Below are 12,751 nucleotides of genomic sequence, written 5' to 3'. Positions count from 1 at the left end.
GCCGGCCACGGCGCCGATTCGGCCGCCGCCGGTGCGCGCGGCGTGGCGCGCGACGCCGTGCTGATCCTGGTCAACGGCGAGCGCCCCACCGCCAGCGGCCGCCACGCGCTGACCCTGGTCGGCCGCCTGCCTGCCGGCGAACTGGAACGCATCGAACTGCTGCGCGGCAGTTCGGCCGAATTCGGCGCGGGCGCCGAAGTGGTCGTCAACCTGGTCATGAAGGCGCCGGCCAGCCAGCGCACCGCCTCGGCGCGCGTGGTCGGCGGCTGGCGCGGCGACCAGCCCAATGGCCAGCTCACCGCCAGCCTGGGCGGCGGGCAGGGCGGCTTCTCCTGGCTGCTGCCGCTTACCGTCAACCGCCACCGCATGCCGGTCGACAGCCGGCAGTGGCGCACGCTGCCGGCGGCACGGTCCGCCGAGGCGGTGTCCGGCCACTACCGTGTCGATGAGCTGATCCTGTCGCCGCGTTTGTCGTGGAAAGCCGGCGACACCCGCCTCAGCCTGTGGCCGAGCTACTACCACAACAGCGGCACGCGCCGGCAGGCGGTCGAGCGCGGCGAGGAGGGTGGCCCGCTGGCCACCGCGCGCCATGACCGCGAGCGCGGCGCGATCCGCATCGCCCGCCTGCGTGCCGACGGTGAAACCCGTGCCGGCGCGGACGGCAAGCTCAGCGGCCGGCTGGCGCTGATGGAAGGCGAGCGCGACACCCGGACCTTGCGCGCGGGGCCGTTGTCGCCGGTATGGTCGGAATCGCTCGACCGGCGCGAGCGCGAATTCACCGCCGCGCTGCGCCTGGACCAGGCGCTGGCCGACGTCCACCTGCTTTCGCTGGCGCTGGAGGGCGCGGCATTCTCCCGCGACGACCGACAGACATGGGGCGCCGCCGCGCGCCATCGCCATGAAGTGCGCGAGCGCAGCGCGGCGCTGTGGGTGCAGGACGAATGGACACTGACCGACGCCGTCACGCTGACCTCCGGCCTGCGCCTGGAGGCCGCCCGCCAGCAGGCCGGCGCCGGCTGGCACACCGAACGGGCGCTGTCGCCCTCGCTCGCGCTGCGCTGGCAGCCGGACAAGGCCTGGGTGCTGCGCGCCTCGGCCGGCACCGGCCTGCGCGTGCCCAAGCTCGACGAGATCACGCCGCTGGTGACCCGCAGTACCGAGTACAACACCCCGCTGGAGGCCGATGTGGCCGGCAACCCCGATCTGTCCGCCGAGCGCGTGGTGCGCATGGAGTTGGGCGTGGAGCGCTACCTGGGCGGGGAAAAGAGCGTGCTCGGCGTGAATGTGTACGCCCGCCGCACGCGCGACTTCATCGAGCGCCACAGCGCGCTGGAAGCCGGGCGCTGGGTGGAGCGCCCGTACAACGCCGGCGACGCGCGCCACTGGGGCGCGGAATTGAGCGCCAAGCTCGATGCCGCCCTGTTCGCCCGGGTGCTGGACGGCGGCAGCCTGCGCGCCAGCCTGACACTGCCGCGCGCGCGGGTGGACGACGTGCGCCTGGGTATCCGCCGTATCGCCAACGACACGCCGCGCCACATCTTCAGCCTGAGCTACGAACACGCCCCGTCCGGCGCGGCCACCCGCTACGGCTTCCAGCTCAAGCACAGCGGCGCCGCGCGCACCCGGCTGGGAGACGAGCGCGTCGCCCGCGTGCGCGGCGGAACGCGGCTCGATGCCCACGTCACCCGCCAGATCGCCCGTGGCGTCGATCTGCGCCTGTCGGCCGAAAACCTGCTCGGCGCCGAAGACCGCCAGGACCGGTATGCGCAATACGGCGCCGACCGCTGGCGCCTGGCGGGGCGCGACGGCGGCGAGCGCACCTGGCTGCTGGCACTCGAAGGCAAATGGTAGGGCTTTCGCCGCCTGCCCCCATATCCGCAAGAACCTTTCCCCTGGAGAAAACGAAGCATGTCGCAAATCGTCGAATCGGCCATGTACGGCCTCAGCCAGTTGTTCCTGCTGCCGGTGCTGTTGCTGGTTGCCGCACTGTTCTTCTACGCCTTCTATGCGCTCGGCTGCTTTGCCGTGCAGGCCAGGCAGCGCCATCGGGGCGACCCGCGCGCCTTCGAACTGCGTGCCGCGCTGCATGCCCGCCCCGGGCTGCACATCACCGCGCTGGAGGCGATCGCGGTGAAAAAGCTCGAAGTGCTGCGCATCGCCAGCCGCGTCGGCCCCATGCTCGGCCTGGTGGCTACCATGATCCCGATGGGGCCGGCGCTGATGGCGCTGGCCGACGGCCAGTTGCAGGAAGTCAGCCGCAACCTGATGGTCGCCTTCTCGGCGGTGATCCTGGCCCTGATCGCTTCGGCCATCACCTACTGGATCGTCAGTGTGCGGCGGCGCTGGCTGGCCACCGAACTGGCCGAGATCGAGAACGAGGACATGGCGGATGAACCCGAGGCGCACGACGATCCGGTCGCGCCGCTGGCGGCGGAGGGCGTGCTGTGAGCCCGCGCCAAGGCGCCGCCGCGGCAACGCGCCCGCCGGCCGGGAAGGCGCGCGGCGCCAAGCATGCCCGCCAGGGCGGCCTGCGCCTGATGGACGACCTCGAAGCCGACGACCCCATCCTGTCGGTGGTCAACCTGATCGACGTGTTCCTCGTCATCATCGCCGCGCTGCTGCTCGCCGTCGCCAGCAACCCGATGAACCCCTTCGTCCAGGAAGACGTCACCGTCATCAAGAACCCCGGCCAGCCCAACATGGAGATGATCGTCAAGAAGGGCGAAGTCATCGAGCACTACCAGGCCAGCGGCGAGATCGGCACCGGCGAGGGCTCGCGCGCCGGCGTGGCCTATCGGATGAAGGACGGCTCCTTCATCTACGTGCCGGAAAGCGGCGAGTGACGACAGTGGGGCAGAGTATTCTGCAGCGGCCTTGTTCTCCGGACGGCGCCGGGCGATTCCGGAGGCAAGGGCGATGAGCCGGGGCCGGCCTTGGCGATGCCACGGGCCGGCCTGGAGGTCGTTTCCGGCGTGCGGCTCAGAAGCTCGCCGTTGCTGAAAGATAGAAGGCGCGGCCGCGTTCGTTGTAGGTTTGCGCACCGGCAGTCACGGCATCGCCCTTGCGGTACAGGCGCTTGTCGAACACGTTGCTCACCCCGGCGCGCAGCTTGAAGTTCTTGTTGATCTCATACCCCGTGCTGAGGCCGAACAGCGAGTAGGACTTGATTTCCTGCAGGTTCGTGTTGGGTGCGCTGGTGCCGGTTTCCATGGTCGGTGGTTTCTGCTTGCCGAACACGGTGGCCGTGGCCTGGAACGAGAGCTTGTCCGAGGCAAACCAGTCCAGAGTGGAATTCAACGTGAACTCGGGGGTGATGCTCAATGGCTCGCCTTTGAAAGGGCCTTCGCGCCGTTCCGCATCGATCATGTAGGTCAGATTGTTGTTCCACTGCAAGCTGCGGCTGATCGGGATGAACAGGTTGCCCTCGATGCCATGCACCAGCGCCTTGCCCATGTTCTCCCAGCGGTAGATGTTGTAGTCCCCGATACGGCCACGGAGGGTATGACCAGCATCCACCTTGTTCTTGTAGTCGTTGCGGAAGTAGGTCGCGCTGACCCGCCACGTGCCAGGGGCATAGGCAAAGCCGATTTCCTGGTTGATGCTGGTTTCCGGTTCCAGGTCCGGATTGCCCAGCAGGAAGCACGCGTCAGTCCACGGCCCGACGGCGGCAGTGCCGGCGCCGAAGCAACCCCGCCCGCCACTGGCCAGCAGATAATTCTCGGTGGACTGGTACAGATTGGGCGCCTTGTAGGCGCGTGCCACACCGGCCTTGATGGTGAAGGTGCTGGTGAGCGCATATTCGGCATTCAGACTGGGGCTCCAGTTGTTGCCGAAGGCGCTGTTATGGTCAAAGCGAAGGCCGGGCGTGACAATCAACTGCTCCGTTACGGCCATGTTGCTTTCCACGAACAGGGCCTGGCTGTTTTGCCGGGAGGTCGTGGGCGACATCCCGGAAACGGTGCCATCGCTGGTGCCGCCCCCGCCGGTTGGTCCGGAGTAGCCCGGGGTGATGCTGTCGCGCATTCCACCGGGGTCATCGAGGTGTTCGCGGTTGACTTCCAGCCCGGCCGTCAACACCTGATCGAAACCGGCAACCGGAAATGGCATGTCGACCTGCGCGTGCAGGCGGGTGTTCTTCAGGCGGGAAGTGTCGAACGGTGCTGAAAGCGCATCGTCGCCCCCACCGATGACGCCCTCGTAACCACCGCCCAAGCCTTCGCGCAAGCGGCGGTTGCGGGTCACGTCGTGCGACAGGCTGGCCTGGGTGCTGCCCCAGTCATAGCGCCCGCGGTGAGACACAGAGAATGCCTGGCGGTACATGATATTCGTCTCGGTGTTGTAGACGGCATTCAGGTTGACCGGCTCATTGGCAAGGGTGTCGCCCGCGTAGCGGTTTCCCTGGCGGGAGAAACTGGCTTCCAGGTCGAGGATGTTCCGGGCATCCGGGCGCCAGGACAGCAGGCCGTTGAAATCCTTGTTGACCACGCCTTCACGTCCGCCAGTCGTCACGCCGGGGGAGCATCCCCAGCCTTCCCAGCATTGCTCTGCGATGTAGGGCTTGTTGAGGCTCAGCGCATCCGGCTCGGCCTTGTTGTAATTGCCATAGATGCGTGCGGAAAGGGTTTCGCCGAGTGGTCCGCTCAGATTGAAGTTGATGCGGTCGGTATCGCCTTCCTTGCCGTCCTGCGGGCGATCGGCGTAGTAGGTGAGCGAGCCTGACAGTTTGTCCTTGGCGGGCGCCTTGGTGATGATGTTCACCACGCCGCCCATGGCACCGGAACCGTAGCGGGCCGCAGCCGGGCCGCGCAGTACTTCGATGCGCTCGACCATTTCGGCGGGCACCCAGTTCGTGTCGCCGCGTGTGTCGCGGTCGCCCCGCCAACCGTAGCGGACGGCATTGCGCGAGGAAACAGGCTTGCCATCCACCAGGATCAGGGTGTTTTCCGGCCCCATGCCGCGGATGTCGATCTGGCGGTTGTTGCCGCGCTGGCCGGAGGCGCCGTTGCCGGTCAGGTTGACGCCGGGCTGGCGGCGAAGGATGTCGGACAGGTCGTTGACGGGTGGGGTGCGCTCTATGTCTTCGTTGGTGATGACGGAGACGCCGAGGGATTGCTTGCCTTGATCTTCTGCGCTGCCCAGGACGACGACCTCATCCAGTTGCTTGGCTGAACCGGTGTCGTTGGCCGAAGACGCTTGAGCCCAGGCGGTCGAAATGGCTGCGCCGAGCAGGCAAGGTATGAATGCGCGGGCGGCAGGTGCCAGCGGACGGATTTTTGCCATTGGTTGCACTCCTGATTGTCGAAAGACAGCCCACGGACGGACGTCCCCCCGACAGGCATGCGGGAATGCCTGTCATGACGGAGGCGTTTGTCGAAATCGTTGGCTGAATCATCGAGGAATGACTTTGGCTAGTGGGTCACGACCGCCGTGTTTCCGCAGGCTCTGGAAACACTTTCTTGCCCATGCTGATCGTCGTCGGCTTTTCCTGCAGCGCACGGCGACTTCCGGCAGGGGAATGGCGAGTTTATGAATTGACACCCCCGCGCGGTGAATGATCATTATTCAGCGCGCAGAGGGGAGGCCGGCGACGCTAGGCGCCGTTTGCTTCGGAAGCGGCCCGGGCGAGCGTTTCGATGAACCAAGCCACCACGGGGTCGCGGCGGCTGCGTTCGTGCCAGTACAGCCAGTAGTCGAACGTACCGAGCTCGACCGGCGTCGGCCGCGTGGCTAGTTGCAGGTCGGCTGACAGCCTCCGCAGCGCCCGGACCGGAGCGACCAGGATGGCATCGGTTTTCTGCAGCAGCAGCAGTGCGGAAACGAGATAGGGCAAGCGCGCGGTAACCCTGCGTGGCCGCGCCGAAGTGCGCAGGTGGGGCGCCAGGGGGTCGATGTCCATTGCATGAATGGACAGCATGACGTGCGGCCAGTCGAGCAATTCGTCGATGGTCAGCGGCGCATCGAGGCCGACCGCGGCCAGCCGGTGCCCTTGGCGGAAGATGCAGCAGTAGCTGTCCTGGAACAGAAGCCTCTCATGGACCCGGCATGGTTCGGGATCCCAGCCGCTGACGGCCACATCGACGGCTCCGCCGCTCAACTGATTGAGATTTTCAGGACTGAGCGGGCAGATATCCACATGCAGCCCCGGCGCCTGCCGCAGGATGTCCGGCAGGGCGGGCTCGATCACGGACAGCACGCCGTAGTCGGTGGAGGCCACGCGGACATGCCCGGCAATGCCGGCCCCGTCATCGGCATCCTGGCTGCGCAAGATGTTGTGCGTGGCGGAGAGCCATTGATACAGTGGCTCGCGCAGTGCTTCGGCGCGTTGGGTTGGCGTCATGCCGGCGTTGGTCTTGACCAGCAGCGGATCGCCAAAGGCCTTCCTGAGCGTCTCCAGCGCCCTGCTCGCGCTGGGCTGGCTGATGCCGAGCCGCAGCGCGGCACGGGTGACGCTGCGTGTTTCTAGCAGCGTCACCAACACGCGCAGCTGATTCAAGTCGATCTTGTCGAGCTTGTTCATCGTCCGGTTCAGTTTTCTTCGTCGAACGCGGGGTCGGCCAGATGCGATGCCACGTCTGCCAACGGCAGGCTCAGGGTCGCAAGCAGGCCGCCGCCGGCACGGTTGGCAAAATGCAGGGTGCCGCCATGGCTGTGCAGCGCGCGGCGGGCAATGGCCAGCCCCAGGCCGTAACCCTGGCGAGACTGGGCGGCGCTCAGCCTTACGAAGGGCTCGGCCATGCGTTCGAGATCTGAGTCGGGCACGCCGGGCCCGCGGTCCGCTACTTCCAGGGTGACGCTGCGCGTGGCGTTGTCCAGGCGCAGCCCGACCTCGATGCGATCACCTGCCGCGGAATGCTGGACGGCATTGCGCACGACGTTGTCCAGCGCCCGCCGGATCAGTTCGGCATCGCCCTGGATCAAGGCGCGGTGCGTATCGCGGTCCCGGAATTCGATGGCAATCTTCCTGGCTTCGGCTTCGAAGCGGGCATCCGCCAGCACGGTATCGGTCAGATCGCGCAGGTCGAAATACGTGTCGACTTCTGCCGTGCCGCTTTCGCGCCGTGACAGCGAAAGCAGTTCGCCGACCAATCTGTCCAGCCGTGCAACCTCCGTCTCGATGCGGCGCAACGCGTCTTTTGCGCAGCCGCCTTCCCGGCCAGCCAGTGCGGCGGCCAGATTCAGCCGCGCCAGCGGCGAGCGCAATTCATGGCTGACGTCGTGCAGCAAGCGGTCGCGGGCGTCGATGAGCTGCTGCAGGCGCTCGGCCATACGGTCGAAGTCTCTGGCCAGATCGGCGATTTCGTCGCGCCGGCGCCCGACGCCGGGCCGCAGGCGAGTGGAGAACTGGCCGTCGGCAAGCTTGCGAAATCCGCGCCGCAGCAATTCGATGGGGCGGGCCAGATACCAGGCCAGGCCGGCACTGAAAAGCAGCCCGCCCAGACCGGCTGGGATCGCCCACTCCAGCGGCAGATAAAGCCACGAGTAACTGTGATCTCGGTACGAATCGCGCCATTTCTCCGCCGGCATCGTGTAGTTCAGCCGCCAGACGCGGGCCTCGGGGTCGGTCGCCTCGATGCTGACACCGCCGCTGCCGTCCGGGGGCGGCTCTGCAGCCCCCGCTTCGGTTACGGAAAGCCGGTTCCATTCATGGCCTTCCCAGTCCTGCGAGACTTGCTCCAGTCTGGTCAGACCGCCGGCTTCGATCGCCAGCCTGGCGGCCGACAATTGATAGGGCGCAACGATCTGCGCCACCGACCAATCGTAGGACTCGCGCTCGCCCCACATCACCGCGTAGGCCATCCATACCCCCTGCAGCATCAACAGGAAGGTCAGCCAGAAGCCGAGCAGGATTTTCCAGAACAGGCGCGAGCCCCCGTATGCGCCGAGCCGCCTCAAGCGTATTGATGCTCCCTCGGGGAGCAAGGGACGCAGCGGGCGTGGAGGTTGTTTCATTTCAGCCGGCTCCTGCGATGCGATAGCCGACGCCGCGCACCGTCTCGATGCCGAATGCGGCGCCATCGCTGCCCTGCAGTTTCTGCCGGATGTTGCTGATGTGCACGTCCAGGCTGCGATCGTAGGGTTCGCGCCGCCGCCCCAGAGCCTGCAGCGACAGATCGTCCTTCGATACCACCGCGCCTCCGGCGCGCAGCAAGGCTTCCAGCACGTTGAATTCGGAAGCGGTCAGATCCACCTGCACTCCCCGCCAGAGCACCTTGCGGGTGCCGGGGGTGAGCACCAGGCCGCGCACTGCGTACTGCTGCGGCCGGGCCGCGTTGCGGATGACGGGCTGGCGGCGCAGCACGGCGCGTACGCGGGCGACCAGTTCGCGCGGATCGTAGGGCTTGGGCACGTAGTCGTCCGCGCCCATCTCCAGGCCGACCACGCGGTCGAGGTTGTCGCCGCGCGCGGTCAGCATGATCACGGGGATGTCGCTGTGGCGGCGGATCTCGCGCAGCGCGTCGAGGCCGTTGAGCGAGGGCATCATGATGTCCAGGATGACCGCGTCGTAGTGTCCGGACAGCGCGGCCGCCACGCCCGCGCGGCCGTCGCCGACGGCGGTCGCGGCGAAGCCTTCCGCCTGCAGGTAGGTGCCCAGCATCTCGCACAGGCCCGCATCGTCGTCCACCAGTAACAGCCGCAAGCGCACGCCCCTTCCTAACGTTGCCGACGGTGGAATCGTACCGCTGCCCAGCGCGCTCCCGGGCGCCGTTCCGGGACATTTACGCAATCCTGACAATACGTTTTCGCGCTGCTTTCGCAGCGCCCACGCCGGGTGCGATCAAATGGCAACCAGTGCATTCGTGCAGGTTCATGCCGCATTTTCTGTGGCAAATCCATGAAGAAAACACCCTTCGGTATCTTGCTGACCATCCTTGCCGCCCTGGCTGTCGCGGCGGCCGTTATCACCGTGCGCCAGAGCGGCACGGATGAATTGCCGGCCTTCATCACCGCCGAGGCTGCGACCGGCCCCATCGAGCACACCGTGCTGGCCAGCGGCGTGCTCGAACCGGCCCGGCTGGTGACCGTGGGCGCGCGCGCCTCCGGCCAGGTGGTGAAACTGCACGTGAAGATCGGCGAGCGCGTGCGGGCCGGACAACGGATCGCCGAGATCGACTCGCAGCCGCAGCGCAACGCACTCCACAACGCCGAGGCCGCGCTGCAAAGCATCAGGGCCCAGCGTGCCGCGCGGCAGGTCAATCTGCGCCAGGCCGAGCGCGTCTACGTGCGCCAGCGCAACCTGTTCCAGGCCGACGCCGCCTCGCGCGACGCCTTCGAAAGCGCGGAGGCCGCGCGCGACGTGCTGGTGGCGGAGATCGCCGCGCTGGACGCGCAGATCCGCCAGGCCGCCGCCGCGCTGGAGACGGCGCGCACCGACCTGGGCTACACCCGCATCGCCGCCCCCATCGACGGCGTGGTGGTGGCTGTGGTCACCGAGGAAGGGCGCACCGTCAATGCCTTCCAGTCCGCGCCGGCGATCGTGATGCTGGCGCAACTGGACGTGATGCGGGTCAAGGCGGAAATCTCCGAGGCCGACGTGACCCGCGTCCGGCCGGGCCAGCCGGTGTGGTTCACCGTGCTCGGCGAACCGGGCAAGCGCTACCGCGCCACCTTGCAGGCCGTGGAGCCCGCGCCGGCCGCCATCGTCGCCAAGGCCGAACAGGGCGGCCTGGCCGGCGCCAGCCAGAGTTCGGCGGCGAGCAAGACCGCGGTGTACTACAACGGCCTGTTCGAACTGCCCAATCCGGACGGCGAACTGCGCCCGCTGATGACCGCCCAGGTGCACATCCTGCTGGCCGAGGTCGCCGACGCCCTCACCATTCCGGTCGCGGCGCTGGCCGAAAGCCGCTTCGATGGCCGCAACAGCGTGCGGGTGGTCGATGCGCAGGGCCGCGCGGCGGTGCGGCAGATCGAGACCGGCCTCAACAACGGCCTGCGCGTGCAGGTGCTGTCCGGCCTGCGGGCGGGCGAGCGGGTGGTGGTCGGCGATGCCGCCGGGGCCACGCCCGGCGGCTCGAACTGGGGAAGCTGAACATGGGCGAACCCTTGATCCGCATCGACGCGGCATGGCGCGAGTTCGCCGCCGGCGACCAGCGCGTGGCCGCGCTCAGGAACGTGTCGCTGGACATCCACGCCGGCGAGATGGTCGCCATCGTCGGTGCCTCGGGCTCCGGCAAGTCGACGCTGATGAACCTCCTCGGCTGCCTGGACCGCCCCACCCGCGGCGACTACCGGCTGGCCGGACATTCCGTCCCGGGCCTGGCGCCGGATGAACTGGCGAGGCTGCGGCGCGAGCACTTCGGCTTCATCTTCCAGCGCTACCACCTGCTGCCGGACCTGAGCGCGCAGGCCAACGTGGAAGCCCCCGCGCTGTACGCCGGCCTGCCGGCCGCGCAGCGCCACCGGCGCGCCCGCGAACTGCTGGCGCGCCTGGGCCTGGCGGCGCGCGCCGGCCACCGGCCCGGCCAGCTTTCCGGCGGGCAGCAGCAGCGCGTGGCCATTGCCCGCGCGCTGATGAACGGCGGCCGGGTCCTCCTCGCCGACGAACCGACCGGCGCGCTGGACCGCCACAGCGGGCAGGAAGTCATGGACATCCTGCGCGAACTGCACCGGGCCGGCCACACCGTGGTGCTGGTCACCCACGACATGCAGGTCGCCCGGCACGCCGGGCGCATCGTCGAACTCGCCGACGGCGAGGTGATCGCCGACCGCCCCAACCTCGTCACGGCCGCCGCCGCGCCCGCGACGCCCCCCGCCGAACCCGCGCCCACGCCCATTGCCGCAACCCCCTGGCGGGCCGCCAGGGACCGCGCGCTGGAGGCCCTGCGCATGGCCCTGCTGGCCATGTCCGCGCACCGCCTGCGCAGCTTCCTGACCATGCTCGGCATCATCATCGGCGTGGCCTCGGTCGCCTCGGTGGTGGCGGTCGGCGAAGGCTCGCGCCGGCAGGTACTGGCGCAGATCGACCAGCTCGGCACCAGCACCATCGAAGTCTGGGCCGGGCGCAACTGGGGCGATACCGACGCCGAGCGCCAGATCGCGCTGCGCCCGCAGGATGCTGCGGCGCTGGCCGGCGAGGCGTATCTGGCCGGTGCCTCGCCGGTGCTGCAGACCACGCTGCAGGTGCGCCACGGCAACGTCACGGCCAGCGCCAACCTGACCGGGGTGAATGAACAGTATTTCGCCATCCTCGGCCTGCGGCTGGCGGCCGGCGCGTCCTTCGGCGCCGACGCGGTGGCGCGCCGCGCCCAGGACGTGGTGATCGACCCGGCGGCGCGCAAGACCCTGTTCCCCGGCGGCGAGGACCCGCTCGGCCAGGTCATCATGCTCGGCGGCGTGCCCGCCCGGGTGGTCGGCGTGGCCGCGCCCGGCGCGGCGCTGAACCGCTGGCCCGGCGGGCGCAACCCGGCGATCTTCGCGCCCTATACCACCGTCGGTGACCGCATCACCGGGCAGACCCGCCTGGACAGCATCGTCATGCGGGTACGGGAAGGCGCCTCGGCCGCCGCCGCCGAGCACGCGGTGCTGCACCTGCTGGCCCTGCGCCGCGGCAACGATGAGGTGTTCGTGCAGAACGCCGACGGCGTGCGCCAGGCGGCGGAAGCCACCTCGGCGACGCTGACGCTGCTGATCTCCACCATCGCGCTGATCTCGCTGCTGGTCGGCGGCATCGGCGTGATGAACATCATGCTGGTGTCGGTCAGCGAGCGCACCCGCGAGATCGGCGTGCGCATGGCCGTCGGCGCGCGGCGCGCCGACATCCTGCTGCAGTTCCTCATCGAGGCGGTGCTGGTGTGCCTGATCGGCGGCGCCCTCGGCATCGCCCTGTCGTTCGCCGCCGGCTGGCTGCTGGACGCCTTCGCCAGTTCGCTCAAGCTGGTCTGGAGCGCGCCGGCCATCGCCGCCGCCTTCGCCAGCTCGCTGCTGGTGGGCATGGTGTTCGGCTACCTGCCGGCGCGCAACGCCGCGCGGCTCGACCCGGTCGTGGCGCTGGAAAGGGAATGATAGGGAAACGTGCAGGAGAGAAGGAAGTGCCGCGCGCCTGGCACTTGCGTTGTCCGTTCAAGGCAATGAAGGACGAAATGTCCGCTGACACGGGAGGTGGCAGATATGCCCAAAAAAAGTGAATAACGATCATCCGGTTTCAGGCGATGGCGAGCGGTTCTGCATGACCTAGACTCGTCGCCTACTGCACATTCAGTTGTTGAACAAGTTCTCATGCCATTGGAAATATTGCTGTCTTCGGGCGGGTTGCTGTTGACCGCGGCAGGGTCGGCACTGCTTTATGGCGCATCCGACAATCAGCGTCTCTTGCGCAGCACGCCGTCTCGCCGTTTTTTCCTCATTCTTGCCGCCATACTGATCCTGTTCGGAATCGCGGCATGGGTGTCGACCTGGGGTGGTCTGGTCGGCGGGCTGCTGGCGCTCCTCACCTGGATGCTGGTCAGCATCGCCTTGCCGTACGCCGCCGCACGCTGGGGGGTACGATGAGCTATCGCTCGCAAGCCGTTGCCAGCGTCATTCTGGGAACGCCGCTGGCATTCGCCCTGTGCGGCGTATACGCAACGCTCGGCCCGGCGGAGCCGGCGACCAACTACATTGCCGCACTCTTCCTCCTGCTGCCGGTTTGGTGTGGTGTGCTGATCTGGGGGCTCAGCCGTCAGCGCGCACGCCAGGCCTGGATGCATTTGGGCACGGGGTGCGCGGTAATGGTGTGCGTCTTCCTTGTCATGCGCCTGTTGCCGGGAGCGTGAAA

At 68.1% G+C, this 12,751-nt stretch carries 11 protein-coding genes; 7 read left to right on the top strand and 4 right to left on the bottom strand.

Annotated features, from left to right (window positions below):
- The 3 genes from C666_RS12085 to C666_RS12075 form a co-directional block, all read left to right on the top strand.
- Positions 1-1,851: TonB-dependent receptor plug domain-containing protein (locus C666_RS12085; RefSeq protein WP_004339287.1), on the top strand; the 1,851-nt coding region annotated here is incomplete at its 5' end.
- A gap of 57 nt (positions 1,852-1,908) precedes the next feature.
- Positions 1,909-2,448: a MotA/TolQ/ExbB proton channel family protein gene (locus C666_RS12080; RefSeq protein ID WP_004339286.1), complete on the top strand. Its 540-nt coding sequence runs from the start codon at positions 1,909-1,911 to the stop codon at positions 2,446-2,448.
- Complete coding sequence (locus C666_RS12075; protein ID WP_004339285.1) at positions 2,445-2,843, top strand: DUF2149 domain-containing protein; 399 nt, start codon at positions 2,445-2,447, stop codon at positions 2,841-2,843. The genes C666_RS12080 and C666_RS12075 overlap by 4 nt, the downstream gene beginning before the upstream one ends.
- A gap of 136 nt (positions 2,844-2,979) precedes the next feature.
- Here the strand turns inward: C666_RS12075 and C666_RS12070 are convergent, their stop codons facing one another.
- The 4 genes from C666_RS12070 to C666_RS12055 all read right to left on the bottom strand — a co-directional run bounded on the left by C666_RS12070 (position 2,980) and on the right by C666_RS12055 (position 8,644).
- Entirely contained in the window at positions 2,980-5,280 is a 2,301-nt protein-coding gene (locus tag C666_RS12070) for a FepA family TonB-dependent siderophore receptor (protein ID WP_004339283.1), read from the bottom strand.
- A gap of 310 nt (positions 5,281-5,590) precedes the next feature.
- A complete protein-coding gene (locus C666_RS12065) occupies positions 5,591-6,517 on the bottom strand; it encodes a LysR family transcriptional regulator (RefSeq protein ID WP_004339282.1) in 927 nt (308 codons plus the stop codon).
- A gap of 8 nt (positions 6,518-6,525) precedes the next feature.
- Positions 6,526-7,950 carry a HAMP domain-containing sensor histidine kinase gene (locus tag C666_RS12060; protein WP_162173249.1) on the bottom strand — a complete coding sequence of 475 codons (1,425 nt, stop codon included), beginning with the start codon at positions 7,948-7,950 and terminating at the stop codon, positions 6,526-6,528.
- 1 nt (position 7,951) lies between these two features.
- Positions 7,952-8,644, bottom strand: coding sequence for a response regulator transcription factor (locus C666_RS12055; protein ID WP_004339276.1), 693 nt, complete (start codon positions 8,642-8,644; stop codon positions 7,952-7,954).
- A gap of 189 nt (positions 8,645-8,833) precedes the next feature.
- On the opposite strand from C666_RS12055, the gene C666_RS12050 reads away from it, so the two are divergent.
- The 4 genes from C666_RS12050 (at position 8,834) to C666_RS12035 (ending at position 12,749) form a co-directional block, all read left to right on the top strand.
- Entirely contained in the window at positions 8,834-10,027 is a 1,194-nt protein-coding gene (locus C666_RS12050; RefSeq protein WP_004339274.1) for an efflux RND transporter periplasmic adaptor subunit, read from the top strand.
- 2 nt (positions 10,028-10,029) lie between these two features.
- Positions 10,030-12,000 (top strand): MacB family efflux pump subunit, encoded by a 1,971-nt coding sequence (locus C666_RS12045; protein WP_004339271.1) that lies wholly within the window; start codon positions 10,030-10,032, stop codon positions 11,998-12,000.
- A gap of 213 nt (positions 12,001-12,213) precedes the next feature.
- Complete coding sequence (locus tag C666_RS12040; protein ID WP_004339270.1) at positions 12,214-12,486, top strand: hypothetical protein; 273 nt, start codon at positions 12,214-12,216, stop codon at positions 12,484-12,486.
- Positions 12,483-12,749, top strand: coding sequence for a hypothetical protein (locus C666_RS12035; RefSeq protein ID WP_004339266.1), 267 nt, complete (start codon positions 12,483-12,485; stop codon positions 12,747-12,749). Before C666_RS12040 ends, C666_RS12035 begins: the two co-directional genes overlap by 4 nt.
- The last annotated feature ends 2 nt before the right edge of the window (positions 12,750-12,751 follow it).

The organism is Thauera linaloolentis 47Lol = DSM 12138 (assembly GCF_000310205.1).
GTDB lineage: Bacteria > Pseudomonadota > Gammaproteobacteria > Burkholderiales > Rhodocyclaceae > Thauera > Thauera linaloolentis.
The sequence above is the reverse complement of the archived record's forward strand: the minus strand, read 5'-3'. Positions and strand labels throughout refer to the sequence as shown.

Excerpts from the sequence above, each read along its gene's own strand:
- C666_RS12080 (WP_004339286.1), top strand. The coding sequence starts at position 1,909 with ATGTCGCAAATCGTCGAATCGGCCATGTACGGCCTCAGCCAGTTGTTC.
- C666_RS12070 (WP_004339283.1), bottom strand. The coding sequence starts at position 5,280 with ATGGCAAAAATCCGTCCGCTGGCACCTGCCGCCCGCGCATTCATACCT.
- C666_RS12065 (WP_004339282.1), bottom strand. The coding sequence starts at position 6,517 with ATGAACAAGCTCGACAAGATCGACTTGAATCAGCTGCGCGTGTTGGTG.
- C666_RS12060 (WP_162173249.1), bottom strand. The coding sequence starts at position 7,950 with ATGAAACAACCTCCACGCCCGCTGCGTCCCTTGCTCCCCGAGGGAGCA.
- C666_RS12050 (WP_004339274.1), top strand. The coding sequence starts at position 8,834 with ATGAAGAAAACACCCTTCGGTATCTTGCTGACCATCCTTGCCGCCCTG.
- C666_RS12045 (WP_004339271.1), top strand. The coding sequence starts at position 10,030 with ATGGGCGAACCCTTGATCCGCATCGACGCGGCATGGCGCGAGTTCGCC.
- C666_RS12040 (WP_004339270.1), top strand. The coding sequence starts at position 12,214 with ATGCCATTGGAAATATTGCTGTCTTCGGGCGGGTTGCTGTTGACCGCG.
- C666_RS12035 (WP_004339266.1), top strand. The coding sequence starts at position 12,483 with ATGAGCTATCGCTCGCAAGCCGTTGCCAGCGTCATTCTGGGAACGCCG.